This window comes from Alteriqipengyuania triglochinis (genome assembly GCF_054655655.1).
In genome coordinates this window covers 61,486-79,747 of record NZ_BAAHNC010000005.1, presented here as the reverse complement: position 1 = coordinate 79,747, position 18,262 = coordinate 61,486, and the positions used below count along the sequence as shown (strand labels likewise).

Here is an 18,262-nt window from a genome sequence, read left to right as displayed (position 1 = left end):
GTCGGACGGCGCGGCGGTCATTCGACCGCGCGCGCGGTGAAGGGGTTGAGACGATCGGCGTTGCACGCACACTGGTGATCGACTGTGCCACACCGGCCTGCTCGGTGGCGCTGTTCGACGGGGACGAAATGCTCGCGGGCACCTTCGAGGTGCTCGGGCGCGGCCATGCCGAACGCCTCGTGCCGATGATCGCGGACCTGCCCGGGCGCGGGCGGGCATCGCGCATCGCGGTCGCACGTGGCCCAGGCAGCTTCACCGGTGTGCGGATCGGCTTGGCGGTAGCGCGCAGCCTCGCCTTTGCGTGGCAGGCAGACCTTGCCGGCTATTCCACCATGGCGCTGGTCGCGGGGATGACCCGGGCGCGCGTCGGCGAAAAGCCGCTCACGGTCGCGATGGCGGGCGGGCACGGCGAATGGTTCGTGCAGGGCTTCCGGCCGGACGGCATGCCCGTGGGCGATCCCGAATCGCTGCGGCCCGAAGAGGCCGTAGCGCGGCATCGCCTTGCTGTGGTCGCGGGCACGGTGGCGCAAGACTTCGTCGCCTTGGCGCAGGACGGCATCGCGCATCAGCTCCACAGCGATGCGCGCGCCTTTCCCGCCCTGCCGTCGCATGCCCTCACCCCCGAAACCACGCCGATCTACGGCCGCGGGCCCGATGCGAAGCCAGCCGCAGCGCCCGCCGCAAGGCCCGGGGGTGCGACATGAACCACTCGCCGGGCGACGCCGAACTCGATGCCATCATGCGGATCATGCAGGCCGCATTCGAGCCGCAATGGGGCGAGGCATGGAACCGCAACCAGGTCGGCTCGGCGCTGATGATGGCCAACACCCATCCCACCTTGCTGGCCGACGATGGCACCCTGGCGCAAGATCCCGCAGACGCCGTCGCCTTCGCGATCGTGCGCGCCGCGCCGGGTGAAGAGGAAATCCTGCTGATCGCGGTCGACCCCGCATGCCGTCGCAAGGGGCTGGGCGGGAAGCTGATCGCGTTCCTCGCAACACATGCCGAACAGCGCGGGGCAGAGCGGCTGTTTCTCGAAATGCGGGAGAACAATCCCGCCCGGTCACTATACGAAACGCATGGCTTCGCCCCGATCGGGCGTCGGAAGGCCTATTATAGTCTTAGCGACGGGGCGCGGATGGATGCGATTACGTTCGGGCTGGATCTCGGCCAGCGTTAAAACTGCAGTAGCTACTCCCGAGTAGAAAATATCTACGCAAGCATTGCATTTGCGAAGTCAATGATACAGGGGCTTATGCGTATGCAGCCCAAATCCCCCGTGGCCCGGCATCTGAAGACCCTAGAGGAAATTGATGGAAGACCAAGATCTCGAAATGACGCAGACGCTTATCGCGTTCACGTCCAACATCGTCGAAGCCTATGTCGCCAATAACTCGGCCTCGCTGGACGACGTCCCCGTGCTCATCAACACCGTCTATTCGGCACTCTCGGGCCTGTCCGGCGAGACCGCCGAGGAAGAGCCCCGGCCCGAACCCGCAGTCTCGGTCCGCGCATCGGTGAAGCCCGACTATCTCGTCTGCCTTGAAGACGGCAAGAAGCTGAAGATGCTCAAGCGCTATCTGCGCACCAATTACGACATGAGCCCCGAGGAATATCGCGAGCGCTGGAACCTGCCGAGCGATTATCCCATGGTTGCGCCCAACTATGCCGAAAAGCGCCGCGAACTGGCGAAGAAGATCGGCCTTGGTCGCGCACCGGGCCAGAAGCGCGGTCGTCGCAAGAAAACCGCCGAATAAAACTCCGCACTCGCCGGTCGCCTGCCCACAGGTCGACCGGCGAGGCTTGAGCGGGCCGCGCACCCGTCCTATGCCCCGAGCGAAAGCCTGAGGAATCCCGCGTGCCCCATAAAATCGATCTCGAACAGCTGTGTGCCGACAAGGGCCTGCGCATCACCGAACAGCGCAAGGTCATCGCGCGCGTCCTGTCCGACAGCGAAGACCACCCCGATGTCGAGCAGCTGCACGAGCGCGCCTCGAAGATCGATCCCAAGATCTCCATCGCGACCGTCTATCGCACGGTCCGCCTGTTCGAAGAGGCAGGCGTGCTCGACCGGCACGATTTCGGCGACGGTCGCTCGCGCTACGAGCCCGCGCCCGAAGCGCATCACGACCACCTGATCGACGTCGAGAGCGGCAAGGTCGTCGAATTCGTCGATCCCGAACTCGAAGCGCTGCAGAAGCAGATCGCCGAAAAGCTCGGCTACCGCCTCGTCGATCACCGGATGGAACTCTATGGCGTCCGCCTCGAACGCGACAACTGACAGCCGCACCGACTGGGAGACGCGGCAGGCCGCCGCGCGCGGCGAGAAGACGCCGATTTCCCTCATGGGCTGGGTCCGCCTGTGGACCCGCACCATCGCGCTGGTGGTGGTGATGCTGCTGTTTGTCGTGCCGCTCTACGTCACGCGCATCTTCACCTATGGGTCGCCATGGCCGAAGTGGTATCTCGCGATCGCGACATGGATCGTCGGTGCGCGGATCGAGCGCCACGGCACGCCCCTGCGGCGCGATGTCTTCTTCATCGCCAACCATGTCAGCTGGGTCGATATCCTCGCGCTCGCAGGCGCCAGCGGCACCGCCTTCGTCGCCAAGGCGGAACTGGCCAAGGCGCCGCTCGTGGGCTGGCTGTGCTCGCTCAACCGCACGGTCTTCGTCCAGCGCGAAGACCGGCTGCGCGTGGCCGAGCAGATCAACGCGCTACGCGAGGCGCTGATGGACAACTGGTCCGTCACCGTCTTCCCCGAAGGCACCACGACCGACGGGCATTCGCTGCTGCCGTTCAAATCCTCGATGCTGAGCGTGCTGGAGCCGCCGCCGCCGGGCGTGCTGGTGCAGCCGGTGGTGCTCGATTACGGCGCGATGGCCGAATGGATCGGCTGGATCGGCGAGGAAGACGGCCTCAACAACTTCAAGCGGGTGATGGCGCGCAAGGGCACCTTCACCGTCAAGCTGTTCTTCCTCGAACCCTTCAGCCCGATCGAGTTCCGCGGCCGCAAGGCGATCGCCGCCGAATCGCGCGCCCGGATCGAAGAGTGCCTGCGCGAAACGATGGGCCACGAACTGCGCCCCTTCGACCACGATGTCGCGCCCATCCGCTACAGCAAGGCGAAGTTTGCGCCGCTGGAGCACCCTGCGCCGTCCTCAGAGGCCGACGACACACCGACAGGCTGATCTCGGACGCTGTCTGCAATCCTGCGCATCTTAGCTAAGGTTGGTTTCGCACCCGGTGTACCCCGCCCCGCATTGTGCCCGCTATGGATGCCAGTATGGTTCTCGACCAACGGGTCGAACAATTCGAAAATGTGGTCAAAGGCCCCTCCTTCCCCTGCGTTGGCGCCAAGTCGGCGCTGGCGACGGGGAATATGGAATTCGTCCTCGCACGCGATCTCACCAGCGCGTGGAACGACATCAAAATCCACGAATCGCTGATGGCCTGGGCCAAGCGGGACTTGCCGGCCGACCGGTTGCGCAGTCTGGTCGTCATTTTCGACGGGCCGCTCGATCTGGACGAGGTGCAGTTCGAACGCGCGATGTGGGAGCGGATCCAATCGCTGTCGGACAAGGACGTGTGGCTTTCGCAAAAGCCCGACCCGACCGTCAGCAGCAATCCGGCCGAGCCCGATTTCTCGCTCAGCTTCGGCGGGCAGGCGTTTTTCGTGGTCGGCCTGCATCCCAACGCCTCGCGCCCCGCGCGTCGCTTCCCCAAGCCATCGCTCGTCTTCAATCTGCACAAACAGTTTGAATGGCTGCGCGACAGCGGCATGTACGAGCGAATGCGCCAGCGCATCCTCGACCGCGATGTGTCGCTTGCCGGCGACATCAATCCGATGCTTTCGCGCCACGGCGAGAGCAGCGAGGCACGACAATATAGCGGGCGCGCGGTCGAAGACGACTGGGCCTGCCCATTCAGGGGGCGAACATGAGCGAAACGATCGAGATACCGCCGCGCAGCGGCACCGCCTTCGTGGTGAAGGCCGGGCAGGCGTTTACCGTGATCGACCCGCAGGGCACGCAGGTCTCCGACATGGTCGCCTATGCGCAGGACGACGTGCGCGAGGTCATGTCGAACGGGCGCACCTTCGATTATGAAGAGACGATCCAGCTCACCACGGGCAACCGGCTGTGGTCCAACCGCTCCAACGTGATGCTGGAAATCGAGGAGGATTCTCTGGGTCAGCACGACTACCTGCTGACCCCGTGCAGCGAGGATACCTTCCGGCACTTCTACCCGGACAAGCTGGTCCATCGCGGGTGCTTTGGCAACCTGGCCGAGGCGCTGGCACCTTACGGGATCGAGCGCGACGCGATCCCGACCGCCTTTAATGTCTTCATGAACGTGCCGGTCGATGGCGGCACGGGCAAGCTCTCGGTCGATCCGCCCGCCAGCCAGCCGGGCGAGGCCATCCGCTTCCGCGCGAAGATGGACCTCGTCATCGGGCTGACAGCATGCTCGGCCTATGCGTCGAACGGGGGCAGCTTCAAGCCGATCCACTACCGGATCGAGAGCGCGGCATCTCCGGGCGATTGAACCGGGCGGCGCGATCGCGTAAATGCGCGCCTCCCATGAAAACCACGACTCCTCCCAAAACCTACCGCGTCAAGAGCTTCGGCTGCCAGATGAACGTCTATGATGGCGAGCGGATGGGCGAGCTGCTCGGCCAGCAAGGCATCGTGCCTGCGGCCGAGGGCGAGGACGCCGATCTGGTGGTGCTCAACACCTGCCACATTCGCGAGAAGGCGACCGAGAAGGTCTATTCGGACATCGGCCGGTTGCGGCGCGAAGACGGCACCAGCCCGCTGATCGCAGTCGCGGGCTGTGTCGCGCAGGCCGAGGGCAAGGAGATCATGCATCGAGCGCCCGCAGTCTCGATGGTGGTTGGCCCGCAGGCCTACCAGAAGCTGCCCGCGATGCTGGAGCGCGCCACGAAGGGCCAGCGCACGACCGAGATGGACCTTGCCGCCGAGGCGAAGTTTGCGGGCCTCCCGCAGCGCCGCACCGCGCCCCCGTCGGCCTTCCTCACGATCCAGGAAGGGTGCGACAAGTTCTGCACCTATTGCGTCGTGCCCTATACGCGCGGCGCCGAGATCAGTCGGCCGTTCGCCGAACTGGTCGGCGAGGCGCAGAGGCTGGTCGAGGGCGGCGCGCGCGAGATCATGCTGCTGGGCCAGAACGTTTCGGCATGGAGCGGCGAGGACGCCAAGGGCCACCGGATCGGGCTCGCCGGGCTCGTCCGCGCGCTGGCGAAAGTGGATGGCCTCGCGCGCATCCGCTACACCACGAGCCACCCGGCGGACATGGACGAGGACATCATCGCCGCGCATGGCGAGCTCGACAAGCTGATGCCCTACCTCCACCTGCCGGTGCAGGCGGGCAATGACCGCGTGTTGAAGGCGATGAACCGCAGCCACACGGTCGAAAGCTACCTCAGGCTGATCGAGCGTTTTCGAGACGCGCGGCCCGACCTGGCGCTGAGCGGCGATTTCATCGTCGGCTTCCCGGGCGAGACCGAGGCCGAGTTCGAGGATACGCTCAAGGTGGTGGACGAAGTCCGCTACATGCACGCCTTCAGCTTCAAATATTCGCCCCGCCCCGGCACGCCCGCGGCAGGCATGGACGGGCAGGTCGCGCCCGAGGTGCTGAAAGACCGGCTCGCCCGCCTGCAGGACCGCCTCAACCGCGACCAGCACGCGTTCAACATCGCGAGCGTGGGAAAGACCTGCGAAGTGCTGGTCGAGAAGAAGGGCAAGTATCCCGGGCAGTGGCTCGGCAAGTCGCCGTGGCTGCAATCGGTGTTCTTCGAACGCGATGCGAGCGTCGGCGATCTGGTCGAGGTGGAACTGGTCGAGGCGGGGCCGAATTCACTGGCGGGGAAGGTGCGCGAGCCGACGCCAGTCTGATCAGGAACCGATCGGCCTCAGATCGCCTTGCGCAATGACCGGCGTGCCGATCGTGTTGATCGGCTCAGCGGGCGGCACCGTGGGGTTGGCCGGGTAGGTCCGCCCGTCGAAAAACAGCACGCGATGGCCGAAGGGCATTCCGCCACCGCCCACGGACACGACGATATCGCGCATGCCGTGACGGCGCGTATCGAGGACCCCGATCGGCAGCTGGGTCACGCTAGTGCGCGCGATCGCTGCGATGCCGTCGGCGGTGTTGCGCAGCACGTAGAGGCTGCAGCCGCCACTTCCGCATCGTCCGGGGCCGCCGACGTAGACCAGCATCTCGTCGATGCCATCGCCATCGAGATCGACATGCCCGCTGCGGTACAGCGCGTCTGCGCCTTCCTCCTTCTGCAACCACACCTTTGCGCTGCGATCCAGAAGCGGCACATCTGCGGCGGGGGGAACCGGGGCGCAGGCAGACAGAGCCAGCGGGAGAAGGATCGGGAGCGTGCGGGACATACAAGACCTCTGCCGTGGCGAAGCACTGCTCGCAAAATACCGAGAAGTCCCACTCCCTCAACGGCTTTTCGCAACTGCCACGCGCCCTTACAAAAACGCCTGACCCCATACAGGGATCAGGCGCTCGCGCTTCAACTGGCGGCAATCACCAGAAAAAGCTGTCGTACACCGTCAGCACGCGGCCGTTGCGGGTGTCGATCAGCAGCACGTCGTTGCCGTAGCGGATCCACCGCTGATAGCCGTAGCGCGGCTGCGGCAGGTAGTAGTCGTAGGGGTCGATCCAGTAGCGCGAGCCCCAGAAGACGTTCGCCCGCAGCAGTCCGCCTGCACGCACCGGACGATAGTAGTAGCCGCGCGGGGCGACATAGGCACCGCGGCGGAAGGCATGCCGATCCGCCTGGCGATAGGCGCGCCAGTCGCGATACTGCGCGCGGCGGGCCTGGCGGTAGTCGCGGCGATCTTCCCGGCGATCCTGACGCCAGTCGCGGCGGTCGTCCCGGCGGTCGGCACGCCGATCATCACGGCGGTCTTCGCGCGCCTCGCGTCGGTCGTCGCGCCTGTCCTCACGCCGATCCTGCCGCGCCTCGCGCTGCTGCTGTTCGGCATAAGCCGCGCGTGCGGCCAGCCGTGCGCGCCACTCGGGGCTCGCATTGCGGGGCTGCGCATCGGCTTCGACGCGCGCATCGCGGCGGTTCTCGGGGCTACGCTGGGCATTTGCAGCAGTCGGCAGAACGAGCCCCGCGGCAACCGCCAACATCACTAGATTACGCATTACGGTCACTCCTGAAACATGCCCGCAACCGAGCACGCATTCATGTTTACGCCGCTTAATATGAACAGATGGCCACATATCGTGTTCATGCAGACATTTTTTTGCGCCCGGCCCGCAACGGTGCCGCCGGGTGACACCTGTGTGACTTTCCACCGTGCCGAGTACGGCCTGCGCTTGCCTCCCACCCAGCGCACCTTACATTCACGACTCGCAAACGCCTTCGCACGAAAGGAGCGCATGGGCCGCAGACCAACCCGCGCCGCAGAGCCGCGGCTCTCCCCGCCACCCCACCCGGGCCGCGAGATTCGTCGTGCCAAAGTGGATTTGGAGTTCGAGAACCAGTCGCTGCTGGTGCCGCTCTTCGGGCAGTTCGACGCCAATCTGGTGCAGGTCGAAAACCGCCTGTCGGTGTTCATCTCCGCCCGCGGCGACAAGGTTATGATCGAAGGGCCGGAAGACTCGGTCGCGCGTGCACGCGATGTTCTCCAGGCGATGTACGACAAGCTCGCGCTGGGGCAGGACCTCGACGAAGGCGCGATCGAGGCGATCATCGCGATGACCAACGAGCCAACGCTCGACGGGATCATCAAGGGTCGCAAGCCGGGCGAGGATGGCGCGCCGCCGATCATGATCCGCACCCGCCGCAAGACGATCGTTCCGCGCAGCGCGGTGCAGGCGCATTACATGCGCTCGCTCAGCCGCGACGACATCATTTTCGCATTGGGCCCTGCGGGTACCGGCAAGACCTACCTCGCGGTCGCGCAGGCGGTCAGCCAGCTCATCAGCGGCAGCGTGCAGCGCCTGATCCTCAGCCGCCCGGCGGTGGAAGCGGGCGAGAAGATCGGCTTCCTGCCCGGCGACATGAAGGAGAAGGTCGACCCCTTCCTGCGCCCGCTCTACGACGCGCTGTACGACTGCATGCCGCCCGAACAGGTGGAGCGGCACATCGCCAGCGGCGTGATCGAAATCGCGCCGATCGCCTTCATGCGCGGGCGCACGCTGGCCGATGCGTTCGTCATCCTCGACGAGGCGCAGAACACCACGCGCGAGCAGATGAAGATGTTTCTCACCCGCTTCGGGCAGAACGCGCGGATGGTGATCGCGGGCGACCCGCGACAGGTGGACATCCCCGGCGGCGACCGCATGAGCGGCCTCGCCGACGCAGTGGACAAGCTGGAGGGCATCGAAGGTTTCGGCACGATCCGCTTCACCAGCGCCGACGTGGTGCGCCACCCGATCGTGGGCCGGATCGTGGATGCGTATGAGGGCACGGGGGAGTAGCTTCGGCGCTCCCCCTCTCCATTCTCGTCACGGACTGACCGCGGCGATCACCCTTGCGTAGCGGCTCAGCGGCGGCGAGCCCTTGTCGGTAACGCGCAGGATGAAATGCAGCTCGCATTCGCGGTCGACCTCGGGAACGGTGAAGCCGCGTTCGTAGAGGTTGGCCGCGCCCGAGGGGACCGCACGCGCCGGGCAGCTGCCCGCTTCGGGATATTCGAACCAGTGATAGCTCAGGCTGTCGCCGTCGGGGTCGGTGGTGCCGAGCGCGTTCAGGCCGACATGCTGACCGCTGCGCACCCGCAGCCGGGCAGGGGTCACGATCTGCACGTTGGGAGGATGATTGGCCTCGGCAGGGGCCCGCACGGTCCAGTCCATCCGCGCGGCGAAATCGTTCTGGAAATCGTCCCGCCACCGCCAGATAGTCTCGCGGTAACCGCGATATGTCCGTTCCATCGGTACGATCGTGACGCCGAAGTCGTTCTTCCGAAAAGGCGTCACGCTGTCGGACGCATTGGTCCAGATCGGGCGCGTCTCCACCGGAATGGGCACGCCGCCCGTGAACCCGTCGGGATCGGTTTCCTCGCGTGCGGGCGTGCGTAGCACATAACGCCCGGACCAGCCGCCCCAGTCCGGGTGCTCGGGCGCATTCAGCCCGTTGGGGATCAGGCCGAGGAAGGATGGCGTGTCGCCCTCCATCCCGTAGGCCACATCGGGGTAGCTCGCGCCGAACGGGCCGTGGCCCTGCTGGATGTTGTCCGCGATCCAGCCGTTCGAGATCGTGCTGTTGTCGATGCCGTCGACCACCGCGCTCATCCCGATCCATGTCGCCGCGCCGTATCCTCCCGGGCTGACGATGTAGAACAGGTCGGGAAACTGCTCGCGCATCCACGGTCCGGAATCGTCTTGGTCCGAAATCGCATAGACGCGAAGTTTCGCGATCAGCCGGTCCGCCTCCTCGGCAGAACGGGTCGCGCGGATCGTATGGAGCGCCTGCGCGAGCGTGTTCGGCCCACCCCACGCCGCGACCCAGAGCGGGCGCGGATCGGGTCGTTCGAGCGCGTTGATGAGCGCACGAGAACCTGCGCTGTTTTTGCCCTCGCCTACGCCCGCCATCCCGTAGTCGAGCTGGCCCGCGCTCACCACAGCGCCGAGCGCGGGAGGCGGGGGATAGGCGGGATCGTGCAGGGCCAGATTGTCGCGGACCTTGGCGTATTTCGCGATCACCCCACGGATCCATGCGGTCGAGGGTGCGGACTTCTTGTGGGTCGAAGTCGTCGCAACCAGCCCCTCAATGTCGATATCGTTGGCGTAGAGCAGAAGGCGGATCAGCGACTGCATATCGTCGGGGTCAGCCCCGATATCGGTCAGCACGAAAAGACGCGCTTTCGGATTGGGAGCGATGGGGGGCGTGGGCACAGACTCGGCCGCAGACACGCCAGAAGCGCACAGACACAGTGCAAACGCCGCCAGCAGCCCCGATTTCATGTGCTCTTCCCCTTGCCCCGTTATGCCGAGGGTCGTCGAGCGCGGGCGTCAGGTCAAGCGGCAGGGGAATCGAAAGGGGCGGACCTCTCGGCCCGCCCCATCCTAGATCAGCCGCCCATCCCGTCGACAGCCTTGCTGACGAGGATGTTGACCGCAACACGGCGGTTCTGCTGCTTGCCGTAATCGGTGCTGTTGTCCGCTGCCGGATCGGCCTGCGCCATGCCGGTGGGCGTCAGCATGCGGTAGGGCTTCCAGCCGCACTGCTGCTGCAGGTAGTTCACCACCCGCTCGGCCCGCTTTTCGCTCAGTTCCTGGTTGATCTCGTAGGTGCCGGTCGAATCGGTGTAGCCGACCACCAGCAGCAGGGCGTTGTCCATCTGGTCGGCCTGCGCGGCGGCACCGCAAAGCTCCGCCTGCGCCTGACCCGACAGCGCATATTCGCCGGTGTCGAAGTAGACGTTGGTCGTGCCCTTCACATTGTAATTGTCGATATCGGCCACGCGCCCGCGCAGCGCCTCGGTCGCGGCGGTCTGTTCGGCGAAGCCCTGCTCGGTCCCGCGCTGGATCATCGCGGCGGTCTTCAGATCGCTGTCCTTCATGCTGATCCGCTGGGCGATCAGGCGATCGTTCCACTGCACGGTCCGCACCGTCACCGGCACGCCGTTATACAGCTGACCATCGTCGAGCGAGGTGCGGCCGAGGCCGAGGAAGCCGCCGCGGGCCTTGATCTCGGTCCCGTCGCTGACCAGCACGATCATCTGCGAGCCGTCTTCGCCCGTCACCTGGATACGGTCGTCCTGTCGGGCGGAAATGAACCCGTCGATTTCGGGGCCTTCAGGCAGCTCGGAAATATCGGCCGGCAGGGTGCCGGTGACGGTCAGCGTATTTTCGCCAGTCGTCTGATCCCATTGCTGCTGCGCCGAGAGGCTTGCCGGCATGGCAAGCGCGGCGATCCCGCACACGAACGCGGCCTTGGTGCTGGTGAAGGTGCTTTTCATCGTTTTCGACTCCATCGAATTGGCCCGCGCCCCGTTTCCGGATCCGCGAGGATTGGGCCGGTCGTCTCCTCAGGAGGGACCGGCTATGTGAAGCCCCCGTCAGACATCGTGACGAACGTCGAACTGACGAGCCAACCCAATGCCACTCCCGTCGCGGCGTTCCGCGCCGGACACGATGCAGACACGATTTCGCGACGATTCGAGGCATCACAGGGACAGGCCGAGGATGCGACGCTGCGGCCCTAGTGGCGCGCGTTCGCGCGGCGCAGCAGTTCGGGCAGGATCGCGGTTTCGTACAGCCGCTCGCTCTTCGCGTGGGCATCGCGCTGGCCGTAATTGGTGGTCGTGATGACCGTGACCGAGTTCGTTTCGGGCTGGATGATCACCTTGTTGCCGCCATTCCCGTTCATAAGCCGGGCGCGCACGCCCGTGTCGCCGACGCTGAACGGCTGGATCCACAACAGGTAGCCATATTCGAACCCGCGCCCGTCATCGATCGCGACCTGCGGGGTCATCGAGGACTCGACCCAGTCGCGCGGCAGGACCTGCCGGTCGCCGGCGCGGCCTTCGTCGAGGAAGAGCTGGCCCAGCCGGCCCAGCGTGCGGCTGGTCAGTTCCAGCCCGCCGCCGCCCATCGCCAGGCCGAGCGGGCTGAACTGCCACGAGACGGCGTCGACACCCAGCGGGCCGAACAGCCGGTCTTGCGCCAAATCCTCCAACTGCTGCCCGGTCGCCTTCTCGACCGCCGCGCCGAGCGTGACCGTGCCCGCCGTGCAGTAGGCGAAGGATCGGCCATATGGGCTGTCCTCCGGCTTCGTGTCCCAGGCCGCGAAGCCCTTCACGGGCAGGTCGAAATAGAAGCCGACCCAATCCTCGATCAGGTACATCCGCTCCTCGTTGCCGCGCGAGTAGGCGTTGGAATCATTGCATTCCGCGATCGAGCTCATGGTCAGCAGGTCTTCTACCGTGACCTGTTCCTTGCGCGGATCGGGGTTGGCGGGAGTACGCTCGGGGAAGAGGGTGCGAATGCGCGTGTCGCGGGCCAGCTTGCCCTCCCCCACCGCGATCCCGGCGAGCATGCCGGTCACCGTCTTGGTGGCGGAGCGGGTGTTGCGTAGCGCCTGCGCTCCGCCCTCGTCGAGGTAACGTTCGGCGATCACCTCTCCGTCCTGCATCACGACCACGCTGGTCGTGCCCGCAAACCGATCGCCCTCCAGCGCCGCGTCGAGCTCGGCGAAGGTGGGGCCAGCAGGCTGCGCCACGGCGACGGGCGCGGCGAGGATGGAGGCGGCGAGGCACGCGAGGAATCTGGAGGCTGCGATGTTCACGGGTGAAGGACCTTTGCTGATGGGGATCGCCGGGCCATGCCCCCGGAGCCGCGCGGGTTCTTGTACGTTTCAAACATGCGGGCGGCGGCTCCGGAACCGGCCCGGTGGCATCGCAGCGCGGCGCGAGAAGAAGCGCGAGAAATGCGCCTGGTCGCAAAAGCCGAGGTCGAGCGCGATTTCGGCGATCGGCATCTCTCCCTCGGCCAGCATGGCGCAGGCGCGTTCGAACTGCCGCTCTCGGATCAGTTCGCCCGCCGTGCGCCCCCATTTGCGCCGGAAGGTCCGCGCGAGGTGGACCGGATGGACATCCGCCTCGACGGCCAGCCGGTCGAGCGTGACGATGGAGGGGCACTCGTCCATCACCATCTCGTAGGCGCGGCGGATCCAGCCAGGCTCGCCTTCATCGCGAGGCTTCGCACTTTCGGCGGGAGAGCGGATCGCTTCGGCGACCTCTTCGAGCAAGACCGTCGACGCGTCGAATTCCAGCTCCGCCACGACGCCGAGCATGCGTGCGATGTCTTCCGGGTGGCGGGACGCGCGCGCCACGCCTTCCGAGGATGCCTCCGGCGCGAGGTTCATCGTCAGGAAACAGCCTTCGGGCCGCAGGAAGCGGTCGCGGTGGGCGGTGCCGGCAGGGTTGTCGACGAGGATCGGCGTGCCCGAGACCGGCGGCGCGCCTTTCGCGGAGGTGATGTAGTTCCCCTCGAACACGAAGACGAGGTGGCGGTCTTCATGCACATGCGGCTCGATCACGATGTCGAGCGGGCGCAGGACGCCGAAGCGCACGTCGCGGATCACGAGGTCGTACGCCCGCTCGCCCCATATCTGCCCGGCTCCCCGCCGAATGTCCTGCGCCATGATGCGCCGCTCTATGGCAAGCGCACCGCGCGCGCGGCAAGCAATTGCTCTTGGCGGGATGGCCCATAGCCCCCTATCCCCCCAGCCAAAGCCAATCGGCCGAAGCCTATCGGAAGGAACTCTCGCGTGCCCATTCCCGCTGCCCGGAACGACCATCCCGAAATCCGCGATGCGGTGCGCGCGCTGGTACGCGGTTTCGGCGATGCCTATTTCCGCGAGAAGGACGACGCGCGCGAATACCCGGAAGAATTCGTCGAGGCGCTGACCAAGGAAGGCTGGATGGCCGCGCTGATCCCCGAGGAATTCGGCGGCGCAGGGCTCGGCCTCACCGAAGCCAGCATCATCATGGAAGAGATAAACCGGGCGGGCGGCAATTCGGGCGCGTGCCACGGGCAGATGTACAACATGAACACGCTGCTGCGGCACGGCAGCGACGAGCAGAAGGCGAAGTTCCTGCCCGAGATCGCCAGCGGCGCGCTGCGGCTGCAATCGATGGCGGTGACCGAGCCGACGACCGGGACCAACACCACCGATCTGAAGACACGCGCGGTGCGCAAGGGCGATACCTACGTGGTCGACGGGCAGAAGGTGTGGATCAGCCGCATCCAGCATTCGGACCTGATGATCCTGCTCGCCCGCACCACCGCGCGCGAAGAGGTGAAGCGCAAGTCGGACGGGCTCTCGATCTTCCTCGTCGATCTCTCGCAGGCGATCGGCAACGGGATGGAAATCCGCCCGATCCGCAACATGGTCAACCACGAGACCAACGAGGTGTTCTTCGACGGCCTCGAACTGCCCGCAAGCAGCCTGATCGGAGAGGAAGGCAAGGGCTTCCGCTACATCCTAGACGGGCTGAACGCCGAACGCGCACTGATCGCGGCGGAGTGCATCGGCGATGGCTACTGGTTCGTCGAGAAGGCGGCCGAATACGGCAGCGAGCGCGTGGTGTTCGACCGGCCGATCGGCCAGAATCAGGGCGTCCAGTTCCCCATCGCCCAAGCCTACATGGACATTCGCGCGGCGGACCTGATGCGGTACGAGGCGTGCCGCCTGTTCGACGATGGCGAGCCGTGCGGGGCGGAGGCCAACATAGCCAAGCACCTCGCCGCCGAAAGTTCGTGGAAGGCCGCCAATGCCTGCATGCAGACCTTCGGCGGGTTCGGCTTCGCTGCGGAATACGATGTCGAGCGCAAGTTCCGCGAAACGCGGCTCTATCAGGTCGCGCCGATCAGCTCGAACCTGATCCTGAGCTATGTGGGCGAGCACATACTGGGCATGCCCCGGTCTTTCTGACGGGCGTCAGCCGTGCTTCACCAGCTTGAGTTCGGGCCCGGATGCGCGTGAGCGCGACGCGGCCGGGGCTTCGCCCTCGTCCGGTGCGGCGACCTCGCAGCGATTGCGGCCCCGCGCCTTGGCCCGGTAAAGCGCCTGGTCGGCCCGGCGCAGCGCCGAGCCCATCGGTTCTCCGGGCATCGCCTGGGACAGGCCGATGCTGACGGTCACCGGCTCCGATTCGGCAAAGGTCAGGCGCGAGATCGCCAGACGCATGCTCTCGCAGCTGTGCAGCGCGCCGGTCTGTTCCTTGGGCAGGAGAGCGACGAACTCCTCGCCGCCGAGCCGGGCGAGGCGCGCGGCGGAGGGGCGATTGCGATCGAGGCTGGTGGCGACGGCGCGAAGCACCTCGTCGCCGACATCATGGCCGAACCGGTCGTTGAACTGCTTGAACCGGTCGACGTCGATGACCGCCACGGTGACCGGTTCGTGCGGTTCCTCGCAGTTCGCCAGCGCGTCGAACCATTCGTCCATCGCGCGCCGGTTGGGCAGGCCGGTCAGCGCATCCGAATTCGCCTGCTGCTGCGTGTTGCGCAGCACGGTCTGAAGGAAACCGATCAGGATCAGCAGCGCGACCGCGATCATCAGGACGCCGCTGCTGGTCTGCGAAAGCACCGCGTAGAGCGTGAAGACGTAGTCGTGTTCGGTATGCCCGTTGCCAAGCATGACCGACGCGACCGCCTTTAGCGGGAAATGCACCATGGAGACGAGAAACAGCACGAACAGCAGCGAATTGAGCGGCGTGCGCGCCGCATGCATGCGCACGGTATAGGCGCACATCGCGGAAGCGAGCGCGTACCAGCCCTGGAACAGGAACTCGTTCCAGGGCTCATCGCGCGGCACGCCCAGCGTCACGAGGCGATAGGTGAATCCCGCGAGCACGATGGCCGTCGCGATCCGCCACATCGGTTTGCGCCCGTGGAAGTGCGAGAGGGCCAGCGACAGGCCGATCAGCGCGATGAGAAAGGTCGTAAAGCCGACCAGCCGCGCGGGCTGTGGGGGGACTCCGAACCAGACCGACAGGTTCGCGAGCGGTTCGGCGATGCCAAACAGGAAGCATACCGCAAACCAGCGCGCCCTGCTGACGATCGGGTGGGCATGCGCTACCGCCATGAATCCGGCGACGAACATGATCGCCACCATCATATTCATCAGCAATGGCAGAACCGCCTGAGGCATGCTTCCCGAACCCGTCTCTTTCCCGTTTCCCTGCCCGCACCCCCATGCAGGCTTTCGGGGGGCTTATGGCAACGAGCTTGCGATCGGGTAAACTCTTTTGCGAAAAATCACGCAATTCGCGAAACAAGATGTCCAAAGCACACTCTTAAATGCCAGAAAATAAAGCAGTCCATGAAATCTGGCCAGACCGCGAAGCATAAGGCCGAACAGATCAACTACCGCCCTATTCACCGATGATGGGGGCGCGCTGCTGTGTTCATGTGCGCCAAAAGCGCCGCAAGAATACAGCGCGGTACCCTGCAATGAGCGCCCGATTCGGCTTGCCCCGCCCGGTCGCCGCCGCGGCTAGTTCAATGGTCCAGCGGCTCGAGATTGGCCTCGATGGTGCAGACGACCCCGTCGGATTCGTGACGCAGATCGACGCGGGTCCCGCGCTTGGAGCTGATCCCCCGCCGGATCAGCTTGCTGCCGAACCCCTCATGGCTCGGCGCCTCTACCGGGGGACCACCGGTTTCGCGCCACTCGAGCTTCAGCACATCGCAATCGCCCGGGCCGCAGTCTTCGGGTGTGCAATCCGTCTTGCGCGCTATCGTCCACGACACGGTGACCACACCCGCATCGTTGGAGAGCGCGCCGTACTTGATCGCGTTGGTGGTCAGTTCGTGGAGGATCATGGTCAGCGCCAGCGCGACTTCCGGAGCGAGAAGGAAATCGGGCCCTTCCAGCCGCAGGCGATCCTCCGGCGGGCCGAAAGCGGCCTCTACGGTCAGCTCTACGATCGTGCCGACCCGCGCCGGGCTCCAGTTCGATTCGGTCAGCAAACCATGCGCCGCGGCCAGCGCCTGCAGGCGTGCCTTGTAGGTGGCGACCGTATCGCCGGCCCCTTCGAGACCGCGAAAGGTCTGCTGGGCAAGTCCCTGGACCACCGCCAGCGTGTTCTTCACCCGGTGGTTGAGCTCCTTGATCAGAAGCTCCTGCCGCTCCTCGTACTCGACCTCCTCGGTCACGTCGTTGCCCTGGATGATGATCCCGGTGACCGTGCCATTGCCATCGGCAATCGGCTGGAAGATGAAGTTCAGCACCCGGCGGGCGTGCGCCGGATCGTTGGAGCCATGCAGCACCACCGGCTCGCGCTTGCCGAAATAGGGCTGGCCCGTCCGGTAAACGCCGTCGAGCACCTCTGGGAAGCCCTGCTCGACAACCTCTGGCAGCGCCTCCTTGACCGAAAGGCCCCGGATATCGTCCCGCCCGACCAGGCTGAGATAGGCCGCATTGGTCATCTGGAACACATGCTCGGGCCCGGCGAGGACTGCGACGAAGCCGGGCGCCTGTTCGAAGAACTCGAACAGCCTCTGGCTCTCCCGCTCAAGATCGCGATTGCGGGCCTGCACCGCGCCCGCGACCTGCACCAGGTTCATTTCCTTGCGCATCTGCCGCAGGGTCTGCAGCTCGGTCACGTCGACGGTGTGCTGCAAGATGTAGTCCGGTCGGCCTTCGGACCCGGCGAACGGTGTATGGGTCGCGCTCCAGTAACGGGTCTGCATGTCGCCGCCGGGGCCGGCGATATCGTACCGGATCAGCGCGATCTCGTCCGCCTCCCCCGTCTCGAGGACATGCCGAAGCGATTCATCGAGCAGTTGATAGCTCTCCGATGCCGGATCGCTCGGGAAGACTTCGAACAGCGGCTTGTCGATAATATCGGCGCGGCTGCGCATCGTCGCCGCGAGGTAGGCGCGGTTCATCCAGACGAGGCGGAGGTCTCGGTCCATCAGGACATACGGATTGGGCGACGCCTCGGCCAATTCGAGTGAAGATATGTTCAAGTCGGCCAACATTGTCTGGACCAACCTCCCAGCACCGGTCCCGTTCCCGAAACCACGGTTTTCTGCGCCCCCCATGACGAATAAGGAGACTTAACAAATGGTTCCTCCCGATCCGCCTTTCCTACCGCCGGTTCGCTTCGCTAGAGCACGGGCATGAACCACGCCGCCCCGCCCCGTCCGCACGCCATCCCGCAGCTGCGCAGTGAAGTCCGGATTTCCGCTTCTGGACACTGTGTCAGGTGTGTCAGCCCCGCACGCGAGGCGCGCCGTCATGCAGCTTGAGATCGACGTCGACGAGTGGCCTGGCGCGGATGAAGACGGCGCCGACTGGCATGCGCTCGCCACCAGCGCCGCCGAAGCTGCCGCGCGTGCCGAACCGGCGCTGGCCAATGCGCGACTCGAAGCGAGCATCCTGTTCACCTCGAACGAGAAGGTTCACGAACTCAACCGCGACTGGCGCGAGAAGGACAAGCCGACCAACGTGCTGTCCTTCCCCATGCTGGAGCGCGACGAGCTGGTCGCGCTGGACCCGCAGGGGCCGCCGGTGCTGCTGGGCGATATCGCGCTGGCGCGCGAGACCTGCGCGCGCGAGGCGGCGGAAAAGGGCGTCGCGCTGGCAGACCATGCCAGCCATCTGGTGATCCACGGCCTGCTCCATCTCGCCGGGCTCGACCACGAGATCTCGACAAGGGATGCGGAGGAAATGGAGGCGCTGGAGGTGAAGGCGCTTGCGCAGCTGGGCATCGCCGACCCATATGGGGACCGCTGAAGCAAGAGGAGTGCA

20 protein-coding genes are annotated in these 18,262 nt (G+C 65.7%); 12 read left to right on the top strand and 8 right to left on the bottom strand.

Annotation, left to right across the window (positions count from 1 at the left end):
* Positions 1-74 precede the first annotated feature (74 nt).
* The 8 genes from tsaB (at position 75) to miaB (ending at position 5,918) form a co-directional block, all read left to right on the top strand.
* Positions 75-704 carry a tRNA (adenosine(37)-N6)-threonylcarbamoyltransferase complex dimerization subunit type 1 TsaB gene (tsaB, locus tag ACYQ0L_RS13835; RefSeq protein ID WP_459789918.1) on the top strand — a complete coding sequence of 210 codons (630 nt, stop codon included), beginning with the start codon at positions 75-77 and terminating at the stop codon, positions 702-704.
* On the top strand, positions 701-1,180 hold the full coding sequence (locus ACYQ0L_RS13830) for a GNAT family N-acetyltransferase (RefSeq protein ID WP_459789917.1): 480 nt from the start codon (positions 701-703) through the stop codon (positions 1,178-1,180). The genes tsaB and ACYQ0L_RS13830 overlap by 4 nt, the downstream gene beginning before the upstream one ends.
* A 133-nt stretch (positions 1,181-1,313) precedes the next feature.
* Complete coding sequence (locus ACYQ0L_RS13825; RefSeq protein ID WP_459789915.1) at positions 1,314-1,757, top strand: Ros/MucR family transcriptional regulator; 444 nt, start codon at positions 1,314-1,316, stop codon at positions 1,755-1,757.
* 101 nt (positions 1,758-1,858) lie between these two features.
* Positions 1,859-2,281, top strand: a complete 423-nt coding sequence (locus ACYQ0L_RS13820; RefSeq protein ID WP_459789914.1) for a Fur family transcriptional regulator — start codon at positions 1,859-1,861, stop codon at positions 2,279-2,281.
* Entirely contained in the window at positions 2,253-3,191 is a 939-nt protein-coding gene (locus tag ACYQ0L_RS13815) for a lysophospholipid acyltransferase family protein (protein ID WP_459789913.1), read from the top strand. The genes ACYQ0L_RS13820 and ACYQ0L_RS13815 overlap by 29 nt, the downstream gene beginning before the upstream one ends.
* Positions 3,192-3,286: 95 nt before the next feature.
* Positions 3,287-3,943, top strand: a complete 657-nt coding sequence (gene gntA, locus ACYQ0L_RS13810) for a guanitoxin biosynthesis heme-dependent pre-guanitoxin N-hydroxylase GntA (protein ID WP_459789911.1) — start codon at positions 3,287-3,289, stop codon at positions 3,941-3,943.
* On the top strand, positions 3,940-4,548 hold the full coding sequence (locus ACYQ0L_RS13805) for a DUF1989 domain-containing protein (RefSeq protein WP_459789910.1): 609 nt from the start codon (positions 3,940-3,942) through the stop codon (positions 4,546-4,548). Before gntA ends, ACYQ0L_RS13805 begins: the two co-directional genes overlap by 4 nt.
* A gap of 35 nt (positions 4,549-4,583) precedes the next feature.
* Positions 4,584-5,918 carry a tRNA (N6-isopentenyl adenosine(37)-C2)-methylthiotransferase MiaB gene (miaB, locus tag ACYQ0L_RS13800; RefSeq protein ID WP_459789909.1) on the top strand — a complete coding sequence of 445 codons (1,335 nt, stop codon included), beginning with the start codon at positions 4,584-4,586 and terminating at the stop codon, positions 5,916-5,918.
* On the opposite strand, the gene ACYQ0L_RS13795 is transcribed toward miaB, so the two are convergent.
* Positions 5,919-6,422, bottom strand: a complete 504-nt coding sequence (locus tag ACYQ0L_RS13795) for a hypothetical protein (protein ID WP_459789907.1) — start codon at positions 6,420-6,422, stop codon at positions 5,919-5,921.
* 145 nt (positions 6,423-6,567) lie between these two features.
* A complete protein-coding gene (locus tag ACYQ0L_RS13790) occupies positions 6,568-7,194 on the bottom strand; it encodes an RcnB family protein (RefSeq protein ID WP_459789906.1) in 627 nt (208 codons plus the stop codon).
* Positions 7,195-7,431: 237 nt separating this feature from the next.
* Between ACYQ0L_RS13790 and ACYQ0L_RS13785 the strand changes: the two genes are divergently transcribed.
* Positions 7,432-8,475 (top strand): PhoH family protein, encoded by a 1,044-nt coding sequence (locus tag ACYQ0L_RS13785; RefSeq protein WP_459789904.1) that lies wholly within the window; start codon positions 7,432-7,434, stop codon positions 8,473-8,475.
* A gap of 27 nt (positions 8,476-8,502) precedes the next feature.
* On the opposite strand, the gene ACYQ0L_RS13780 is transcribed toward ACYQ0L_RS13785, so the two are convergent.
* Together ACYQ0L_RS13780 and ACYQ0L_RS13775 are read right to left on the bottom strand one after the other, a co-directional pair.
* Entirely contained in the window at positions 8,503-9,846 is a 1,344-nt protein-coding gene (locus ACYQ0L_RS13780; RefSeq protein ID WP_459789902.1) for a DUF1593 domain-containing protein, read from the bottom strand.
* Positions 9,847-10,067: 221 nt separating this feature from the next.
* Positions 10,068-10,958, bottom strand: coding sequence for an OmpA family protein (locus tag ACYQ0L_RS13775; protein ID WP_459789900.1), 891 nt, complete (start codon positions 10,956-10,958; stop codon positions 10,068-10,070).
* Positions 10,959-11,045: 87 nt separating this feature from the next.
* Here ACYQ0L_RS13775 and ACYQ0L_RS13770 point away from each other — a divergent pair, with 87 nt between their 5' ends.
* Positions 11,046-11,204: a hypothetical protein gene (locus ACYQ0L_RS13770; RefSeq protein ID WP_459789899.1), complete on the top strand. Its 159-nt coding sequence runs from the start codon at positions 11,046-11,048 to the stop codon at positions 11,202-11,204.
* On the opposite strand, the gene ACYQ0L_RS13765 is transcribed toward ACYQ0L_RS13770, so the two are convergent.
* Together ACYQ0L_RS13765 and ACYQ0L_RS13760 are read right to left on the bottom strand one after the other, a co-directional pair.
* The gene (locus tag ACYQ0L_RS13765; RefSeq protein ID WP_459789898.1) at positions 11,201-12,286 is read right to left on the bottom strand and encodes a serine hydrolase domain-containing protein; all 1,086 of its coding nucleotides are present in this window, start codon (positions 12,284-12,286) and stop codon (positions 11,201-11,203) included. The genes ACYQ0L_RS13770 and ACYQ0L_RS13765 overlap by 4 nt on opposite strands.
* 69 nt (positions 12,287-12,355) lie before the next feature.
* On the bottom strand, positions 12,356-13,144 hold the full coding sequence (locus tag ACYQ0L_RS13760; RefSeq protein ID WP_459789897.1) for a helix-turn-helix domain-containing protein: 789 nt from the start codon (positions 13,142-13,144) through the stop codon (positions 12,356-12,358).
* A 126-nt stretch (positions 13,145-13,270) separates the two neighbouring features.
* Between ACYQ0L_RS13760 and ACYQ0L_RS13755 the strand changes: the two genes are divergently transcribed.
* The gene (locus tag ACYQ0L_RS13755; RefSeq protein WP_459789895.1) at positions 13,271-14,437 is read left to right on the top strand and encodes an acyl-CoA dehydrogenase family protein; all 1,167 of its coding nucleotides are present in this window, start codon (positions 13,271-13,273) and stop codon (positions 14,435-14,437) included.
* 6 nt (positions 14,438-14,443) lie between these two features.
* Here the strand turns inward: ACYQ0L_RS13755 and ACYQ0L_RS13750 are convergent, their stop codons facing one another.
* Entirely contained in the window at positions 14,444-15,655 is a 1,212-nt protein-coding gene (locus tag ACYQ0L_RS13750; protein ID WP_459789894.1) for a GGDEF domain-containing protein, read from the bottom strand.
* A gap of 350 nt (positions 15,656-16,005) precedes the next feature.
* On the bottom strand, positions 16,006-17,490 hold the full coding sequence (locus ACYQ0L_RS13745; RefSeq protein ID WP_459789893.1) for a sensor histidine kinase: 1,485 nt from the start codon (positions 17,488-17,490) through the stop codon (positions 16,006-16,008).
* 259 nt (positions 17,491-17,749) lie between these two features.
* Here ACYQ0L_RS13745 and ybeY point away from each other — a divergent pair, with 259 nt between their 5' ends.
* On the top strand, positions 17,750-18,247 hold the full coding sequence (ybeY, locus tag ACYQ0L_RS13740; protein WP_459789891.1) for an rRNA maturation RNase YbeY: 498 nt from the start codon (positions 17,750-17,752) through the stop codon (positions 18,245-18,247).
* Positions 18,248-18,262 lie beyond the last annotated feature (15 nt).

What these genes read in the sequence shown, in the direction of transcription:
- ACYQ0L_RS13825 (WP_459789915.1), top strand. Translation starts at nt 1,314, where the DNA reads ATGGAAGACCAAGATCTCGAAATGACGCAGACGCTTATCGCGTTCACG.
- ACYQ0L_RS13805 (WP_459789910.1), top strand. Translation starts at nt 3,940, where the DNA reads ATGAGCGAAACGATCGAGATACCGCCGCGCAGCGGCACCGCCTTCGTG.
- miaB (WP_459789909.1), top strand. Translation starts at nt 4,584, where the DNA reads ATGAAAACCACGACTCCTCCCAAAACCTACCGCGTCAAGAGCTTCGGC.
- ybeY (WP_459789891.1), top strand. Translation starts at nt 17,750, where the DNA reads ATGCAGCTTGAGATCGACGTCGACGAGTGGCCTGGCGCGGATGAAGAC.
- ACYQ0L_RS13785 (WP_459789904.1), top strand. Translation starts at nt 7,432, where the DNA reads ATGGGCCGCAGACCAACCCGCGCCGCAGAGCCGCGGCTCTCCCCGCCA.
- ACYQ0L_RS13760 (WP_459789897.1), bottom strand. Translation starts at nt 13,144, where the DNA reads ATGGCGCAGGACATTCGGCGGGGAGCCGGGCAGATATGGGGCGAGCGG.
- ACYQ0L_RS13745 (WP_459789893.1), bottom strand. Translation starts at nt 17,490, where the DNA reads ATGTTGGCCGACTTGAACATATCTTCACTCGAATTGGCCGAGGCGTCG.
- ACYQ0L_RS13775 (WP_459789900.1), bottom strand. Translation starts at nt 10,958, where the DNA reads ATGAAAAGCACCTTCACCAGCACCAAGGCCGCGTTCGTGTGCGGGATC.
- ACYQ0L_RS13790 (WP_459789906.1), bottom strand. Translation starts at nt 7,194, where the DNA reads ATGCGTAATCTAGTGATGTTGGCGGTTGCCGCGGGGCTCGTTCTGCCG.
- gntA (WP_459789911.1), top strand. Translation starts at nt 3,287, where the DNA reads ATGGTTCTCGACCAACGGGTCGAACAATTCGAAAATGTGGTCAAAGGC.
- ACYQ0L_RS13750 (WP_459789894.1), bottom strand. Translation starts at nt 15,655, where the DNA reads ATGCCTCAGGCGGTTCTGCCATTGCTGATGAATATGATGGTGGCGATC.
- ACYQ0L_RS13795 (WP_459789907.1), bottom strand. Translation starts at nt 6,422, where the DNA reads ATGTCCCGCACGCTCCCGATCCTTCTCCCGCTGGCTCTGTCTGCCTGC.
- ACYQ0L_RS13830 (WP_459789917.1), top strand. Translation starts at nt 701, where the DNA reads ATGAACCACTCGCCGGGCGACGCCGAACTCGATGCCATCATGCGGATC.
- ACYQ0L_RS13815 (WP_459789913.1), top strand. Translation starts at nt 2,253, where the DNA reads ATGGCGTCCGCCTCGAACGCGACAACTGACAGCCGCACCGACTGGGAG.